Source organism: Pseudoalteromonas rubra (assembly GCF_000967655.1).
In the GTDB taxonomy this organism is placed as follows: Bacteria; Pseudomonadota; Gammaproteobacteria; order Enterobacterales; family Alteromonadaceae; genus Pseudoalteromonas; species Pseudoalteromonas rubra_A.
In genome coordinates, this window is the sequence record NZ_JXYA01000047.1 from 24,856 (window position 1) to 40,027 (window position 15,172).

The 15,172-nt window shown below is 49.5% G+C and carries 16 protein-coding genes; 9 read left to right on the forward strand and 7 right to left on the reverse strand.

Annotated elements, in window-relative coordinates; translation table 11 throughout:
• The first annotated feature begins 10 nt into the window (after positions 1 to 10).
• On the forward strand, positions 11 to 505 hold the full coding sequence (locus tag TW77_RS18570) for a hypothetical protein (protein ID WP_046006474.1): 495 nt from the start codon (positions 11 to 13) through the stop codon (positions 503 to 505).
• 74 nt (positions 506 to 579) lie between these two features.
• On the opposite strand, the gene TW77_RS18575 is transcribed toward TW77_RS18570, so the two are convergent.
• Positions 580 to 2,763: an OsmC domain/YcaO domain-containing protein gene (locus TW77_RS18575; protein ID WP_046006475.1), complete on the reverse strand. Its 2,184-nt coding sequence runs from the start codon at positions 2,761 to 2,763 to the stop codon at positions 580 to 582.
• 194 nt (positions 2,764 to 2,957) lie between these two features.
• Between TW77_RS18575 and TW77_RS18580 the strand changes: the two genes are divergently transcribed.
• Positions 2,958 to 3,548 carry a hypothetical protein gene (locus TW77_RS18580; RefSeq protein WP_046006476.1) on the forward strand — a complete coding sequence of 197 codons (591 nt, stop codon included), beginning with the start codon at positions 2,958 to 2,960 and terminating at the stop codon, positions 3,546 to 3,548.
• 165 nt (positions 3,549 to 3,713) lie between these two features.
• On the opposite strand, the gene TW77_RS18585 is transcribed toward TW77_RS18580, so the two are convergent.
• Complete coding sequence (locus TW77_RS18585; protein ID WP_046006477.1) at positions 3,714 to 4,589, reverse strand: LysR family transcriptional regulator; 876 nt, start codon at positions 4,587 to 4,589, stop codon at positions 3,714 to 3,716.
• Positions 4,590 to 4,695: 106 nt separating this feature from the next.
• On the opposite strand from TW77_RS18585, the gene TW77_RS18590 reads away from it, so the two are divergent.
• Together TW77_RS18590 and TW77_RS18595 are read left to right on the forward strand one after the other, a co-directional pair.
• Positions 4,696 to 5,862 carry an MFS transporter gene (locus TW77_RS18590; protein WP_240479518.1) on the forward strand — a complete coding sequence of 389 codons (1,167 nt, stop codon included), beginning with the start codon at positions 4,696 to 4,698 and terminating at the stop codon, positions 5,860 to 5,862.
• 22 nt (positions 5,863 to 5,884) lie between these two features.
• The gene (locus tag TW77_RS18595; RefSeq protein WP_046006479.1) at positions 5,885 to 6,442 is read left to right on the forward strand and encodes a GNAT family N-acetyltransferase; all 558 of its coding nucleotides are present in this window, start codon (positions 5,885 to 5,887) and stop codon (positions 6,440 to 6,442) included.
• Between the two features lie 272 nt (positions 6,443 to 6,714).
• On the opposite strand, the gene TW77_RS18600 is transcribed toward TW77_RS18595, so the two are convergent.
• From TW77_RS18600 to TW77_RS18615, 4 genes are all read right to left on the reverse strand, one after another.
• On the reverse strand, positions 6,715 to 6,918 hold the full coding sequence (locus TW77_RS18600; RefSeq protein ID WP_046006480.1) for an EF-hand domain-containing protein: 204 nt from the start codon (positions 6,916 to 6,918) through the stop codon (positions 6,715 to 6,717).
• Positions 6,919 to 7,013: 95 nt separating this feature from the next.
• Positions 7,014 to 7,223, reverse strand: coding sequence for an EF-hand domain-containing protein (locus tag TW77_RS18605; protein WP_240479519.1), 210 nt, complete (start codon positions 7,221 to 7,223; stop codon positions 7,014 to 7,016).
• A 20-nt stretch (positions 7,224 to 7,243) separates the two neighbouring features.
• Entirely contained in the window at positions 7,244 to 7,459 is a 216-nt protein-coding gene (locus TW77_RS18610) for a hypothetical protein (protein WP_046006482.1), read from the reverse strand.
• Between the two features lie 26 nt (positions 7,460 to 7,485).
• Positions 7,486 to 7,707 (reverse strand): calmodulin, encoded by a 222-nt coding sequence (locus TW77_RS18615; RefSeq protein ID WP_046006483.1) that lies wholly within the window; start codon positions 7,705 to 7,707, stop codon positions 7,486 to 7,488.
• A gap of 299 nt (positions 7,708 to 8,006) precedes the next feature.
• On the opposite strand from TW77_RS18615, the gene TW77_RS18620 reads away from it, so the two are divergent.
• The 5 genes from TW77_RS18620 (at position 8,007) to TW77_RS18640 (ending at position 13,883) form a co-directional block, all read left to right on the forward strand.
• On the forward strand, positions 8,007 to 9,416 hold the full coding sequence (locus TW77_RS18620) for a sensor histidine kinase (RefSeq protein WP_046006484.1): 1,410 nt from the start codon (positions 8,007 to 8,009) through the stop codon (positions 9,414 to 9,416).
• Positions 9,413 to 9,952, forward strand: a complete 540-nt coding sequence (locus TW77_RS18625; RefSeq protein ID WP_046006485.1) for a hypothetical protein — start codon at positions 9,413 to 9,415, stop codon at positions 9,950 to 9,952. Before TW77_RS18620 ends, TW77_RS18625 begins: the two co-directional genes overlap by 4 nt.
• Positions 9,952 to 11,304, forward strand: coding sequence for a sigma-54-dependent transcriptional regulator (locus tag TW77_RS18630; RefSeq protein WP_046006486.1), 1,353 nt, complete (start codon positions 9,952 to 9,954; stop codon positions 11,302 to 11,304). Before TW77_RS18625 ends, TW77_RS18630 begins: the two co-directional genes overlap by 1 nt.
• 217 nt (positions 11,305 to 11,521) lie before the next feature.
• Positions 11,522 to 13,477 carry a methyl-accepting chemotaxis protein gene (locus tag TW77_RS18635; protein ID WP_046006487.1) on the forward strand — a complete coding sequence of 652 codons (1,956 nt, stop codon included), beginning with the start codon at positions 11,522 to 11,524 and terminating at the stop codon, positions 13,475 to 13,477.
• A complete protein-coding gene (locus TW77_RS18640; RefSeq protein WP_046006488.1) occupies positions 13,470 to 13,883 on the forward strand; it encodes a GNAT family N-acetyltransferase in 414 nt (137 codons plus the stop codon). Before TW77_RS18635 ends, TW77_RS18640 begins: the two co-directional genes overlap by 8 nt.
• 37 nt (positions 13,884 to 13,920) lie before the next feature.
• Here the strand turns inward: TW77_RS18640 and TW77_RS24455 are convergent, their stop codons facing one another.
• Positions 13,921 to 15,093 (reverse strand): helix-turn-helix domain-containing protein, encoded by a 1,173-nt coding sequence (locus tag TW77_RS24455; protein WP_052713268.1) that lies wholly within the window; start codon positions 15,091 to 15,093, stop codon positions 13,921 to 13,923.
• Between the last annotated feature and the right edge of the window lie 79 nt (positions 15,094 to 15,172).

Below are 15,172 nucleotides of genomic sequence, written 5' to 3' on the forward strand. Positions count from 1 at the left end.
AGGAAAAATGATGGAAAAAAATATTAAACCTAAGGCTCCATTACTGGCTTTAATCTACAATTTGGTTTTTGTTGAACAGGTATCAAATGAGTTTAACAGGAGCCCTAGAAAAGTTGCGGAAGTCTTTGGACTAAGTGATGAAGAGTTTGACTTTCTTATAACAGCAGGTGCAACAGGCGATTTTAAATCTAAATTAATCGAAAAGCTTGCAGACGAAGTTTCTAATAACCTATCTAGACCACAGTTGTTAATCCCTAATTTAAAGGAATACAAACCAGCCCCAACCCTTTCCGCAAATTTTAATGTCATCCATGATGGCAGTATTGCGGACTACATCCTTGAGAAAAACGAGCAAAATTACCAGAACTTCTTTGATACGTTTGGCCTTACAGACCCTAAAGTACAGCAAGCATTCAGAACAGGGGAATCCGAAGTTGAAGCTATGAGCGAAGCGATTCAGAAAGAACTAGCTACCATTGTGGAGAATGGCAGCCAAAATACTTAAACCTGCACCTATCAACTAACTGATCATAGTCCGCCAGCCCTTGCGACGGGCGGACTAATAGAACACTTAGCGATTTACCCCTTGGCAAACTTAGCGCGTGCGGCGTGTAGCTTTTTGTAGCTGTCGATTAAGCGCAGGTGCTTGTCCAGGCCTTCCAGTTGCATGTTGGTTGGTGTCAGGCCATAGAATTTCACGTCTCCATTGATTGAGCCTATCACAGCATCCATGACTTCTTTGCCGAACATGCGGGTAAAGCTGTGGATGTAGTCTTCAATTTCCAGCTCTTCGTCTAGCGCTACTTCCAGCGTCGCGTGCATTGCCTGGTAGAACAGGCCGCGTTCAACGGTGTTGTCGTTGTATTGCAGGAAGGTTTCGACCAGCTCAATAGCGGCCTCAATGTCGCCCAGCGCCAGATAAATGAGGATCTTCAGCTCTAAGATAGTCAGCTGGCCCCAGACCGTGTTTTCATCGAACTCTACGCCGATCAGGGTGATGATGTCGATGTAGTTATCAAGCTGACTTTCTTCAAGGCGATTAACCAAATCGGCCAGTGCTTCATCTTCCAGCGAATGTATGTTCAGAATGTCTTCGCGGTATTGCAGGGCTTTGTTGGTGTTATCCCAGATCAGGTCTTCTGCCGGGTAAACCTCTGAGTAGCCTGGCACCAGAATACGGCACGCTGTGCCCATATCGGTAAACTCAGCGATATAAGCTTCTTTGCCTAAGTCTTTCAAAATGGCGAACAGTTTGTCGCACTCTTCTTCGTTGGTACCAGTGAAGTCCCACTCCACAAACTCATAATCGTGCTTGGCACTGAAAAAACGCCAGGAGATCACACCGGTTGAATCAATAAAGTGCTCTACAAAGTTCTCCGGCTCAGATACTGCCATGCTGTTAAACGTGGGTTTTGGTACATCGTTCAAACCTTCAAAGCTGCGGCCCTGCAACAGCTCAGTCAGGCTGCGCTCCAGCGCCACTTCCAGGCTTGGGTGCGCACCAAAAGAGGCAAACACACCGCCGGTTTTGGGGTTCATCAGGGTCACACACATGACCGGGAACTGACCGCCCAGAGAAGCATCTTTTACCACAACCGGAAAGCCCTGCTCTTCAAGCCCTTTAATGCCCGCCACAATGCCCGGGAACTTGGCAAGTACGTCTTCAGGTACATCCGGCAGTACAATTTCTTGCTCTATGATCTGCTTTTTCACCGCGCGCTCAAAGATCTCAGACAAACACTGCACTTTGGCTTCAAACAGGTTGTTACCCGCACTCATGCCGTTGCTCAGGAACAGGTTTTCGATCAGGTTAGACGGGAAGTAAACCGTTTCACCGTTGCTGTGACGGGTGTAAGGAATAGAGCAAATACCACGCTCGACATTGCCCGAGTTGGTGTCTATCAGGTTTGAGCCGCGCAGCTCGCCTTCCGGATCGTAGATTTCGCGCGTGTAGCCGTCGAGGATCTCGCTTGGCAGTTCGTCGTTGTCACCCGGTTTAAACCACTTCTCATTGGGGTAATGAACAAACTCGGCGTTGGCAATTTCTTCACCAAAGAACTGATCATTGTAGAAAAAGTTACAGTTAAGGCGCTCAATAAACTCGCCCAGTGCTGAGCACAGTGCGCTTTCTTTAGTTGCACCTTTACCGTTGGTAAAGCACATCGGTGATGCCGCATCACGAATGTGTAATGACCAAACGTTAGGCACAATGTTACGCCACGACGCGACTTCGATTTTCATGCCCAGATCAGACAAAATGCCGGTCATATTGGCGATGGTCTGCTCAAGTGGCAAGTCTTTACCGAGGATAAAAGTGCTGGCATCTGACTCTGTATTTACCATCAGCATAGCCTGTGCGTCGTCATCCAGGCTCTCTACCGCTTCAACCTGAAACTCAGGGCCGGTCTGGATCACTTTTTTCACAGTACAGCGGTCAATAGAGCGCAAAATGCCCTGACGATCTTTTTCAGAAATGCTCTCTGGCAGCTCTACCTGAATTTTAAAGATCTGGTTGTAGCGGTTTTCGGGGTCAACAATGTTGTTTTGCGCCACGCGAATGCCGTCGGTCGGAATGTCGCGCGCATTACAATACACTTTCACAAAGTAAGCCGCACACAGCGCAGACGAAGCCAGAAAATAGTCGAACGGGCTGGGCGCCGAGCCATCGCCTTTGTAGCGTATAGGCTGATCGGCAATGACAGAAAAATCATCGAATCTGGCGTCAATTCGAAGATTATCGAGATAATTTACTTTGATTTCCATGGGGAAGGTTCCGGTGTATTGCAATCGAAAACCCCTATTGTACTTGAGGTTGCAAGGCGGTGCCAATGCTGATGGCACAAATCTACAAACCAGCGCAAATTAAGTCATTAAATGCCTGTTATTGGCCGCAAAGGCATGTTACTTTCTTGGCACTTAAACTCATCCGACAACACACGAGATAACAAGGATTTATTATGCGCAGCTATGTGTGGTTAGCACTTGGTTTAGGGCTTTTTTCCGGCTCTGCTTTGGCCGATAACGGCTTTGGTGTCACTTTATATGGTGGTAAAAGCAGCAACCAGGAATTGCATACCAGTCAAAAAGCAGTGGTTAATCTGGCCGATGAAAACCACTTTGGGGTCAGCTTTGATCGCTATTTAGATAATAAACGCTATGGCTTGTTTTACAGCATGCTCGAAACTGAATTTGAAGATGCGCCAATCCAGAAAGTGGATATGGAATATCTGATGTTTCAAAGCGCCATAGATGTGGAAATCACAGATAATCTCGATAGCTACATCGGTGCCCAAATCGGTGTGAATAAAGTAACTCCTAACTTTGAAGAGCCGGATCACTTTTTTGCTGCGGGCTTTTATGGCGGCCTGAAATATGATTTGGGCGCCGGATTTAGCGCGCTAACTGAGATACGCTGGCTCGCGTCTGCAATTAAAAACTCGTCTAAAGTACGTTGTGATGGCAGCGACGAGGATGTCTGTGCATGGCATTTCGACGGCGATGTACTAAACCAGTTCCAGCTGAATGTGGGCCTGACTTACCGGTTTTAACTCGCTCGGCCGGCGTTATTTCGTCGGTCATCGCATACCTGGTGAAACTGCAACACCAATGCCACCACAGCCAATTGCGCTGAATGTAAGTAGCTCCCGGATCGTTGGCCTAAACAGCGCGTTCGATGGGCATTTTTAAACAGAGGAATGCCCTGCTCCACTGTATTACAACGTCGTTTTTAAATGCTCAATAAACAACCGGGTTTTGCGGGGGGTGTAGCTCGCCTTGGGATAATAAGCCCAGAGCTGTTTAACCTCGGAGCGAATATCCGGCAAAATCGGCACCAGTGCGCCTGAGCTTAATTCCCGCTCAATATAACTGGGCGCAATAAATAGCAGGCCAATCCCCTGCACTGCCGCCTTTAAAATGGCATCCAGATGATCGGTCACAAAATTATAGTTAGTAAACTCAAACAGCCGGCCATCTTCGAGCACCACACCACCCACTTTGTGATAATAGCTGCTCAGCAACATTTTATGCGCTGCCAGGTCCTCAACGCAGGTTATCTCATCGCAACGGGCCAGATATTCGGGCGCGCCAAATAACTGCATTTGATAATCAAACAACCGGGTGCCTTTGTGCGACACCGAATCGAACGACTCGTTGTAACGGGTGATCACCACATCGTGTTGCAGATCCGGTGGCTCGCCCGGTGCCAGTACGTTCAGATGAATGGTGATCTGCGGGTGTTGCGCTAAAAACTGCTCTATTTTAGGCATCAACACACTGCTGCCCACCGCTTGCGTAGCAGCAATTTTCAGGCTCCCCTGTAGCTCAGATTGCTCAGATTGTGCGGTTTCGATCAGGGCTTCAAACTGTGCCAGCCAGTCTCTGGCGCGAGGGAAAAAGTGCAGCCCTTGCTCAGTCAGATTAACCTGCCGGGTGGTGCGAATAAATAAACTCTGTCCCAGATGCCGCTCCAGCCAGTCAATCCGCTTGCTCATGGCTGATGCCGAAATCCCCTGATGTTCTGCCGCCTTGGTGAAGCTGCCCAGCTCCGCCAGAACACAAAAACTGCGTGTTGCTGTTAACCAATCCATTCAATTAATTCCTACAAGGAAATAGTATTTTAATTATTACCTTATTTTTAGGACAAGGAAAGCGGCGTATAGTGCCTGGGTCAAATCCTCTGCGCCTGGAGTGCCTGTGTACTTGTTTACTATGCTCGCTGTTTTACTGATGTCCTGCTCTCAGCTGGTCAGCCAGGTGTATATGCCTGTTTTGCCTGATATCGCAGACAGCCTGATGCTGTCCAATGGCCAGAGTCAGGCAATGATCATCAGCTATTTTATTACCCTGGGCGCGGCGCAGCTGATCGTCGGCCCGCTGCGCGACAAATATGGTGATCGGCCTTTGTTTATCGCCGGGCAAATCATTCTGCTGATAGGCACCCTGTTATGCGCCTTGGCACCAGACAACGGCACCTTTTTAATTGGTCGAATATTACAAGGCGCAGGCTCCGCATCACCGGTGTTAATTAGCCGCACCTTACTGGCTCAACGGCTGTCTGGCGCCAAACTAAAAAGTGCCATGGCAACGGTGGCTATCTCAGCCAGTGTCACTGCCATTATTGCGCCGCTGCTCGGTGGCATGCTTAGCAGCTGGTTTGGCTGGCAGGGGTTATCCCTGGTGCTCATCACTTACTATTTGTTTATCACGCTATTTGGGCTGAGCCTGCTCAAGACCCGCGCACCTCAGCCTATTGCGATTAACCCGATGAGCCTCATCAGGCATTACCAAAATATGGCCAGATGCCAGGTTTTTCTATCTCTGGCCAGCTTCAAATGGGTGCCAACCTTTTTGTATTTAACGCTTCAACTGCACTTGCCGTTTTTACTTCAGGAGCGTTTTGGCTTCACCACCAGCCAGACCGGGCAGGCGATGATGCTGCCCATGGTGGGCCTGTTGCTGGGTGCCGTGTTTGCTAAGGTTTTGCAGCGTCATGTCAGCTATATGAAAATTGTCCTGTGGTTGTGGCCGGTCTTACTTATGAGCGCACTGACTTTTCTGCTGGCCAGCGACCACGCCCTGGCGGTGTTACTGGCGTATGCCGCCATCATGCTGGTGTTTGGCGGCTATTTTCCAAGCTATATGCACCTGATTGGCCTGCTTCACCCCACTCAGGCGGGCACTGCCAACGCCCTGGTCGGGGCCATCGAGTTACTGATTTTCTCTGTGATTGCCTGGCTGGTTAATCTGTGGCTGCCAGACAACACACAAACTCTCTCACTGTTGGTAGCCGTGTGCGCCGCGCTGTTGTTATTAAGCTGGCGTACTATCCGCATTCAGCGACCACATTTTGAACACACTTAACGTATACTTTTTGGGATCATTCATGTTCGAAAAACTTCATTTTAACACGGCCCGCCTTACCATTCGGCCATTGCAGCAAGGTGATCTGCATGCCATTTACGAAAGCAGACGCAGCCCCAAGACATCCAAATATATTGGCGAACCGGCCACACTGGAAGATGCTCAGGCCCGCATTGATCAGGCAAGTGCCCCCTGGCAGGCCAAGGAACATGAGCGGCTGCTGCTGGCTGTAGTCAGACGAGAAGACAATGTGCTGATCGGTGAACTCATGTATAAGTTTTTGAGCCACAATACCAAAACGGCTGAGATCGGTTATCGCCTGAATGAAAAATATATCGGTCAGGGCTACGCGTTTGAGGCTGCAAATGGCCTGATAGAAGCTGCCTTTGCGCAGTTTGGACTCAATAAGATCTGTGCATTTTGCGCGGTTGAAAATCAGGCTTCGTGGCGACTGATGCAAAAGCTTGGGATGCAGCAGGAAGCGCATTTACGCCAGCACTTCAAATTCAGTCACGGCTATTATGATGGCTATATGTACGGCCTGTTGCGCAGTGAGCATAGCATGGCTGCAACGGCATAATACCAATTTCACTAAATACCTGTTCAATTTGACGGAGCAAATATGACGCTAACGGCGTTAAAAATTTCTCATTTAGAACAACTAAATAACAAAATTTTTGCCTGGTTATCGACAATATTTTCTCGCCTCAAAATAGAACACTTAATTAAGCAAATTGGTATAAGAATCGAAAAAGGCACCCTTATCAGGTGCCTTGGTTCATGGAAGGACCCATGAAGACTGTTGCGTAAAAATACAAAATTGGGAGAGTGTGCCTGAGTTATATCAGCCGGTTACAGGCGAAACTCCTGCTTAGACAGCTTGCCATCACCATTGCTGTCGAGTTTATCGAAATCTGAACTCAGTTCAGTCGATACAGCCGCTTCTGATTTGCTGATAAAGCCATCGTCATTTTTATCGAACGATGAGAATGTGCTTGCTGCGTGTGCACCCAGGCTGGCCATCATTAGGGCTGCTGTGATCATTAACTTATTCATACTTAGCTCCTTAGCGTAAGATTTTAATCTGTTTTATCTAACCTTGAGGGGAGTGACGCGACAATGGCGCCACTTGGTTTATTGCCCTCATTCAGCTACTGGCGAAATTCCTGCTCGGAAAGCTTACCGTCGCCATTGCTGTCTAACTTGTCGAAAATAACCGTCAGGGTTTCTGAGCCTGCAGCTTCAGACTTTGAAATAAACCCGTCACCGTCGGTATCAAAGGAAGAGAATGAGCTGCTCGCGGCGTGTGCGCCCAGGCTGGCCACCATCAATACTGTGCTTAACATGAGTTTGTTCATCATTATTTCCTCACTAACTTTGGTTAAAAGTGACTAAATTCTTTGGCGCTCAGCGCACCATCGCGATTGCTGTCCAGGCGTCTGAATGCTTCTGCTACGGCTGGGACCTGTTTCGCTTCTGACATACTGACCAGGCCATCATTGTTGGCATCCAGTAGTGCAAAATCCACCTCAGAGGCAAGTACCAGTGCACTGGTAAACATTCCGATTGTTAGTACAAATACATGTTTTAGTTGCATAATAAATCCTCCTGTCGGGGCGGTGTTTAGCTATTGAAGCCAGAAAATTCGCTTTTGCTCAGCAGACCATCGCCATTGCTATCCAGGTCTTTGAACTGGCCCATCAATCTGGGATTTGCTTTTGATTCACTCAGACTGATAGCGCCATCACCATCTGTGTCATACTTCTCGAAGTCACCGCCTGCAATCGCTCCGGTTGCTAGTACAGTCAGACCCAAAGCCGCAATCATTGTCATAGATGTTTTCATGTTACTTTCCTTCTGTTTTTCGTATTTGCTGTTAATGCTGCTGCCGCGAAACCGTTTGGGGTTTGTTGGCTGCGTTTGACAAGACTATTCCAACTTTGATGCCAGCTTTATTTAGTTATTTATTTTCAATGAGTTAATAAAAGGTGGGTAAAAAAGTTCAGGTGGGATTAAGGTGATTTGTTGCTAAATGGCAACATTGTTTAACCTGCGTTTTTGGCTCAACTTTAAAAATCAACAACTTAGACCTGTTGCTATTTAGCAACAGCGGACCGAAATCGCACTAAAAAGCCAGATATTTTATGCAGCATGCCAGCTCAGAACCGCGCGCTCGTGAGCCGCTCAAACAATTTTTTTCTCAGGCGTTGTGGAAACAGGCACTGATGGCGCTGCTACTGGCCCTGGTGCCCCTGTTACTGCTCACCCTGTGGTTTATTCAATCGGTTGCCTATCAGCAACGAGTAGTACAGGATATTTATGCTAATAATCAGAAGGTTACATCAGAGTTTAATGAGCTGAGAAACGCGCTACAGGCGCTCGAAAAGGCCCAGCTGAACAATCAGCTGCTACAAAGCGAAAAATTGCAAAAAAGTATCAACGAAAACTGGCAAAAGCGTAAAAATTCGCTCAAAAAACTACTGATAAAGCTCGAAAAAAGCGCAGCCGTTGCAAATTGGCAACAGCCCCTGTCACAGCCTCAGGCACCAGACAGTAAAACCTTATCAGCCATGGTCAATGTCCTGGCCCAAGAGTCACAATCGCTCCAGCTGGCCCTCGATAACACGCTCAACGAAGCGCTGGCGCAACAAAGTAAGATCCGGCAACGCTTTTTAATCGGACTGAGCATACTGTTACCTGTTTTGATCGGGCTCAGTATCTGGCTGATAAAACGGATCTCCCGCCAGTTGTTTCAGCTGGAGCAGGCCATTGAGGTCGTGGGTGCCGGTCAGTTTGCCACGCCCATTCAACTGTCCGGCAGTCATGAGTTTACTCAGCTGGGTGTGCGACTCGAGCAGTTACGTAATGAGCTGGCCGCCAGCAAGCAACAAAAAGAAACCTTTTTGCGCCATGTGTCGCACGAGCTAAAAACCCCGCTAGCCTCAATCAAAGAAGGCACTGAGTTACTGAATACGCCGCATCTGGGCCAGCTGAACGACAAGCAGCGGCGCGTTACCGGTATTCTGAGCACCTCAGTGACCAAACTCACTCAACTGATTGAAGATCTGCTCACGTTCAGCGCTGCCAGCCATCCGCATAATCAACAGGCGCGCTGTAGCGCCCAGGCAATCAAAGAGCTGCTTGAAGAGCACTTTGCACAGCGGCTGCAAAGCGCAGGTATCCAGATTGACTGGCGTTTTGACCCTGCGCTCACTCACTTACCCGAAATGCCAGTCAAACTGGCGCTAACACACCTGCTTGGCAATGCCATTCAGTATACCCAGAGCCAAATCAGCATAGACCTAACAGACACCCCAGCCCACTGGCAAGTCAATGTCCGCGATGATGGGCCCGGGCTCGACCCGCAAGAAGCCAGGCACCTGTTTAAGCCCTTTGTTCGAGGCAAACAGCGTAATCAGGTTGCAGGCAGCGGACTGGGGCTGGCCATAGTTGAGGAGTGCGTGACCCAGTTTGGCGGCCAGTTAGGGTGGCAAAATACCCATCCGGGCTGCGAATTTAGTATAACTTTGCCAAAACAAGGAAAAAGCAAATGAGGATCCCGCTTTTGAGCTTAGTGCTCATTGTCGTTCTGAGTGGCTGTCAGCTCAGCCCCAATACACACAAAAGTAGCTTTATCGGGCCAAGTAAAACAGTGAGCCCGGACTATGCGTCACTGAACGTTCTGCTCGAGCGTTATTTGCAAGTTTGCCAGCAGGGTTTGCCGCCACAGCATAACAAATCGGCGCGCTATATTGGTCAGGCCGCCATTGAAACCTTTATGCACGACTACTGCAACACCGTGTCGACCACCAGACAGTTACAACTGATCACCGCGCTTGAGCAAAGTCAGCCCTGGCCGGAGCACTACCAGCTGTGGTTTAACACCCTGAAACAACACACTCAGGTGCTGCGGGGGCAAAAAATCCGCCTGCATCGCAGCAATGCCAAACTGAGCCAAATTCAATCACAGCTGAGCCAAACCAATCAGGCCCTGATGACCCTCAAACAGGAGCTTGCCGATATTGAGCAACAAAGACTTCAGGACGTGCCCCTGAATGAGTCCCTTCAGACACCCAAGGAGCAGCAATAATGTCTTACACAGAAATCGAGACCACAGATCCTCAGCCTGCAACGCACAGTACCTCTGTTTTGCTGGTAGACGACGACCCGGCCCTGAGCGAGCTGCTGGCAATGCGACTGGAAAGTCATGGCTTTCGGGTAACGCTGGCCAGCAGTGGGCATGCGGCACTGCGACAACTGGCAAACACCGCCATCGATTTGGTGCTGACCGACTTACGCATGGATAACATGGACGGCCTGGCCCTGAATCAAAAGTTACAGGCTAGCTATGCGGGCCTGCCGGTGATCATGATGACCGCACACGGCTCTATCCCCGATGCGGTAGATGCCATTCAGCAGGGGATCACGGCATTTATTACTAAGCCTATCGACAGTGACGAGCTGCTGGCGGCAATTAACAAAGCCCTACCGGAGCAAAGTACGTCACACGCTTCCGAGCCAGATAATTTTCATGGTTTGTATCACCAGAGCGCGAGCATGCGCCAGCTGGTGCAACAAATTAAAGCCATCGCCCCCAGTCAGGCTAATATTCTGATCCAGGGCGAAAGCGGTACCGGTAAAGAGGTCACCGCGCGGGCTATTCACCGGGCAAGCAGCCATGCCCAGGGGCCATTTATCGCCATAAACTGTGGTGCCCTGCCCGCACACTTGCTGGAATCCGAATTATTTGGTCATAAAAAAGGCGCGTTTACCGGTGCCATTGCAGATAAACAGGGACTCATTCAGAGCGCCGATCAGGGCACACTGCTGCTGGATGAGATCGGTGATATGCCGCTCGACTTGCAGGTCAAGCTGCTGCGGGTTTTGCAGGAAAAAACCGTGCGCCCGATTGGCGGGCATCAGGAGCAAACCGTGAACGTGCGTATTCTCTCGGCCAGCCACAAAAACATTGCGCAGGCGGTCAGCGAAGGTAAATTCAGAGAAGACCTTTATTATCGGCTTAACGTTGTGCAGTTATCGCTGCCCTCGCTCAAAGAACGTGTTGAAGACATTCCCTTGCTGGCGAACCTGTTTTTAAGTCAGTTAAGTAAAACACCCAAACGGCTCTCCCCGGATGCCATGACCGCCCTGTTAAGCTATGCCTGGCCCGGCAATATCCGCCAGTTGCACAATGTGATTGAGTACTGCGTGGCAATGACGCCGGGCAGCCATATTTCTGAGGACAGTGTACTCAATGCCTTGCCGGCGCAGGACGACCGCCAGGCGTTTATCGGGCTTAATGATGCCAAGCGTCAGTTTGAGCGAGATTACATACTGAAAGTACTGGCGTTATGTCAGAACAATGTGCCGCAAGCCGCTAAGCTGGCACAAAGAAACCGCTCAGACTTCTATAAGCTGATGAAAAAACACGATATACAATAATCTCCCCACCGAGCCAACTCATCATGTAGGCCCCCGCTTTTTAGGGTCCTGCATCACCCAACCTCAGCCCGCAGCTGTCACTTTTATTACAGCACGCCTTGTTCAGTCCACAGAAGTTTGTAATATTAATTCAAAGCCCATAAATTGGGCTAATTCGGGGCAAACAGCTCTGTTCACAACTACACTATTATTACAATAAAAACCGAGGTGGTTGCCCATGAGAATGCGTAGAAAGCTGATTTTAAGCTTTGTAATGACCGTTATCATTCCAATTCTTGCTATATCCATCATGAGTATCTCGCGCACCAAACAAGAGTCACTGGACCGATTCTTAGAAACATCGGTCAACGAGATCCGACAAATAGAAAACGCCTTTATCATCTTTTTTGACCAGATGAAGAGCAATGCCCGATTCTTAGCACAAAGCAAAACCGTGCAATCCGTAGGCAAAGACACCACCACTTATTTTGGCGCAGAGAAAATGATGACGCCAGAAGCCTCCGGGGCAGCAGAGGCCGCCATTTTTGATCTGTACACCACCTTTGGCAAAACCCATCCGGAGCTGTTGTTTGTGTACCTGGGCACCCGCGACGGCGGCTTTATCCAGTACCCGGCCGAGCCACTTGGCAACTACGACCCCCGCAAGCGGCCCTGGTATCAGCAAGTGAGCGCCAAGCCATCTGAGGTGGTGATCACTGAGCCCTATAAAGGGGTTACCGGACAGGCCATGGTCTCTGTGGCCACCGGGATCCTGAAAAACGGCGACCTGCTGGGTGTTCAATCATTAGACGTGACCTTATCGACCCTTACCGACATTGTTAGCAACATCAAACTGGGCAATACCGGCTATTTATTGCTGCTCGACAATCAGGGCACCGTGCTGGCCGATCCCAAAAATGCCGATAACAACTTCAAAAATATCCGCGACCTGAGCGACGCCCGATATAAAGCAATCCGCAACGCGGGGAATGCGCCTTTTATTACGCTGGAGCACCAGGACAAAATGTTCAACGCCAAGTTTTATCGCTCTGACGAACTCGGCTGGACCTTTATTGCCATTATTGAAGAAGACGAGATCCTCACTTCGTCTTACAACATGACTTACAGCATCAGTATTATCGCAGTGGTAATGCTGGCGCTGTTTGTCGTCATTGCTATTGTACTGGCCAACAAAATTGTCTACCCCATTGAAATGGTCTCGGACGGCCTCAAAGAAATTGCCCAGGGTGAGGGCAACTTATCAAAACGGCTACAGGTGATAGGCAATGACGAGATCAGTGAACTGGCAACCTGGTTTAATCAATTTTTAAATTCAATAAATGCGCTGGTCAAAGACATTCAGGGCAATGCCCGCACACTCAACAGTGAAGCCCATAATTCGCAGTCGCGGATCAATGATATCCGCAACCAATGCCGCCATCAGGAAAAAACCTCGCAAACCGCCACAGATACCACGCAGTCGATGGCCAGCATGGCCATGACGGTGAGCGACAACTGTGGCGATGCACTCAACGAAATATCCATCACAGAGCAGCACACTGAGACCGGCAATAAGATGATCCAAAACACAGTGACGCAGGTCGCCAAGCTCAACGACTCTTTGGGCGACTCAGCAACCGCCATGAGCAAGCTCGAAAACGAAAGTAACAACATCACCAATATTCTGGAAGTGATCCGTACCATTGCCGAGCAGACCAACCTGCTGGCGCTGAACGCCGCCATTGAGGCCGCCCGCGCTGGCGAACAAGGTCGCGGTTTCGCCGTGGTGGCAGACGAAGTGCGAACACTGGCACAGCGCTCTCACGATGCAACTCAGGATATCGAACAGGTACTGACAAAACTGATAGAGCAGACTCGCAGCGTGTCTGAGCGCATGACCGCCAGTGTCGATGAATCCAAACAGGCCATTGAGCAATCGGAGCTGGCACATCAGGCATTCGACGACATCGCCAGCTCGGTCTCTCGTGTGAAAAACATCATTGCTGACATTTCCCGCCAGGCAAACGCTCAGGGTGAAGCCGCCGAAGAAACCCAGTCTCGCATTCAGGGCGTCAGCCAGTCAGTTCAACAAGTGGGGGATTCTGCCGATGCGTTGCACGCCGGCGCAACCCAATTAGTTGAGCTGGCCAATAACCTTGACCAACTGGTGGACAGGTTTGATGTTGATGACTGAGCTTGAGATATTAAGTACCCCACCCGCAGCGACTGAGTTCAGCGCGCTGCGCGAAAGTGTTGGCTGGCAAAACCCAACCCATGAACAAGTCACAGCCAGCATTGCGGCCTCACTGTACTGGGTGCAATGTCGTAAAGAGCAACAACTGGTGGCCTGTGGCCGGGTGGTCGGCGATGGGCAAATGTACTTTTACATCCAGGACGTCATAGTGCATCCGGATCATCAGGGTTGTGGCCTGGGTCATGTGATTATGGATAGCATTGAGCAATACTTATCGGCACATTGCCACAGCGGCGCAACCGCGGCATTGCTGGCAGCACAGGGCAAAGAGGCCTTCTACCTACGCTACGGCTACGCATTGCGCAACGGCGAAACGCTGGGACTGGGAATGTGTAAGTTTTACTGATTTACCCGCCTGCTCATCACTAAAATAGGCAAGCCCATTATTCGCTTGTCGAGACGTTCTCACGCCTATACTCCCCCGGTGTCAGGCCCGTTTCTTTCTTAAATGCTTTATAAAATGAAGAGCGGGCATTAAACCCAACCTCAAGTGCGATATGCAATACTGAGTCTTGGCTGGTCAGCAGGCGCGCTTTCGAGGCTTCAATGCGCCAGTGATTGACAAAATCAAAAAAGTTCATTCGCAGTGTTTCGTTTAACACCTGAGAAAGGTAGTTAGGAGAGACACCGCTTACTTGCGAAAGTTTTTGCAGTGTCAGATCGGCATCCAGATAGAGCTGGTTATCTTGCATGGCGTGCGTGATTTTGTTGACTATCCGGGCAGACTGGGACTCATCCAGCGCTGATTTGTGATATTTACTGCCAGTGCCTTCACTTAACGCCCCCTGCTTGCTCACCGCATAATCCGCTTCAGGCGCAAGTAATGGCGAGGTTTGCTGCATGGCAAAAAAAGTGATGCTCCAGATCAGTATCAGTGCAATGAGCATTTCGCTGCCCAGCGTTAGTATGGTATGTCCCAGCAAGCTGGACAAAAAAGCCGAGCTCAGTGCCAACACCCAGATACACATGGCGATAAAAACGAGCCTTTTTGCAGCAAATATTCTGGGGTCGTCAAGATTGGAATAACGTTCTTTTAGTGCCGCTCTGAAAGCCAGCAGCCGCTTTGCTATCATCAGCAGGGTTAGCCCACACTCGAACAACCACAAGCACATCAGCACCAGCATAGCACCGGCCAGTATTACAGCGTATAGCCCGCCTGGCACCTCATCTGTGACAAACAATGCCCGGTGTTGCTGCATCGGTAATAAAGCCATCAAACAAGATACTGCCAGTGCAGGCCATATTAAAACGAATTGCTTTAATGTCGCTTTGCTCAGGGTCCAGTGTGTTTGTGCTGTCAGCCCCTCAATGTACAAGCGCAACGCAGGACACAGTACAAACAGCATGGGAAACCCAACCACAGTATAAACCTGATACCAGTCGGGGAATGCAACGGGCACGATTGCATTGAGCGCCAGTACGCCACAGGCAATGAGAAACAACGCCAGCGGCAATCGATACGCACGCGTTGCACGGTTGATCAGCAACACCGGAACACTCATTACCACTTGCCCAAGCAGCATTGCCGTGAGCACCATCACAATAGATTCAGCCACTTCTCTCCCCTGACACTCAATATAAAGTCATTCCTAGTTATTTGTTTTGTTTGCTTTTAATTTTTTCTTTGTCGCAAAA

Coding starts and splice junctions, on each gene's coding strand:
- TW77_RS18580 (WP_046006476.1), top strand. CDS start 2,958: ATGCGCAGCTATGTGTGGTTAGCACTTGGTTTAGGGCTTTTTTCCGGC.
- TW77_RS18605 (WP_240479519.1), bottom strand. CDS start 7,223: ATGATGAACAAACTCATGTTAAGCACAGTATTGATGGTGGCCAGCCTG.
- TW77_RS18585 (WP_046006477.1), bottom strand. CDS start 4,589: ATGGATTGGTTAACAGCAACACGCAGTTTTTGTGTTCTGGCGGAGCTG.
- TW77_RS18625 (WP_046006485.1), top strand. CDS start 9,413: ATGAGGATCCCGCTTTTGAGCTTAGTGCTCATTGTCGTTCTGAGTGGC.
- TW77_RS18575 (WP_046006475.1), bottom strand. CDS start 2,763: ATGGAAATCAAAGTAAATTATCTCGATAATCTTCGAATTGACGCCAGA.
- TW77_RS18610 (WP_046006482.1), bottom strand. CDS start 7,459: ATGCAACTAAAACATGTATTTGTACTAACAATCGGAATGTTTACCAGT.
- TW77_RS18630 (WP_046006486.1), top strand. CDS start 9,952: ATGTCTTACACAGAAATCGAGACCACAGATCCTCAGCCTGCAACGCAC.
- TW77_RS18615 (WP_046006483.1), bottom strand. CDS start 7,707: ATGAAAACATCTATGACAATGATTGCGGCTTTGGGTCTGACTGTACTA.
- TW77_RS18595 (WP_046006479.1), top strand. CDS start 5,885: ATGTTCGAAAAACTTCATTTTAACACGGCCCGCCTTACCATTCGGCCA.
- TW77_RS18570 (WP_046006474.1), top strand. CDS start 11: ATGGAAAAAAATATTAAACCTAAGGCTCCATTACTGGCTTTAATCTAC.
- TW77_RS18640 (WP_046006488.1), top strand. CDS start 13,470: ATGACTGAGCTTGAGATATTAAGTACCCCACCCGCAGCGACTGAGTTC.
- TW77_RS18620 (WP_046006484.1), top strand. CDS start 8,007: ATGCAGCATGCCAGCTCAGAACCGCGCGCTCGTGAGCCGCTCAAACAA.
- TW77_RS18635 (WP_046006487.1), top strand. CDS start 11,522: ATGAGAATGCGTAGAAAGCTGATTTTAAGCTTTGTAATGACCGTTATC.
- TW77_RS18600 (WP_046006480.1), bottom strand. CDS start 6,918: ATGAATAAGTTAATGATCACAGCAGCCCTAATGATGGCCAGCCTGGGT.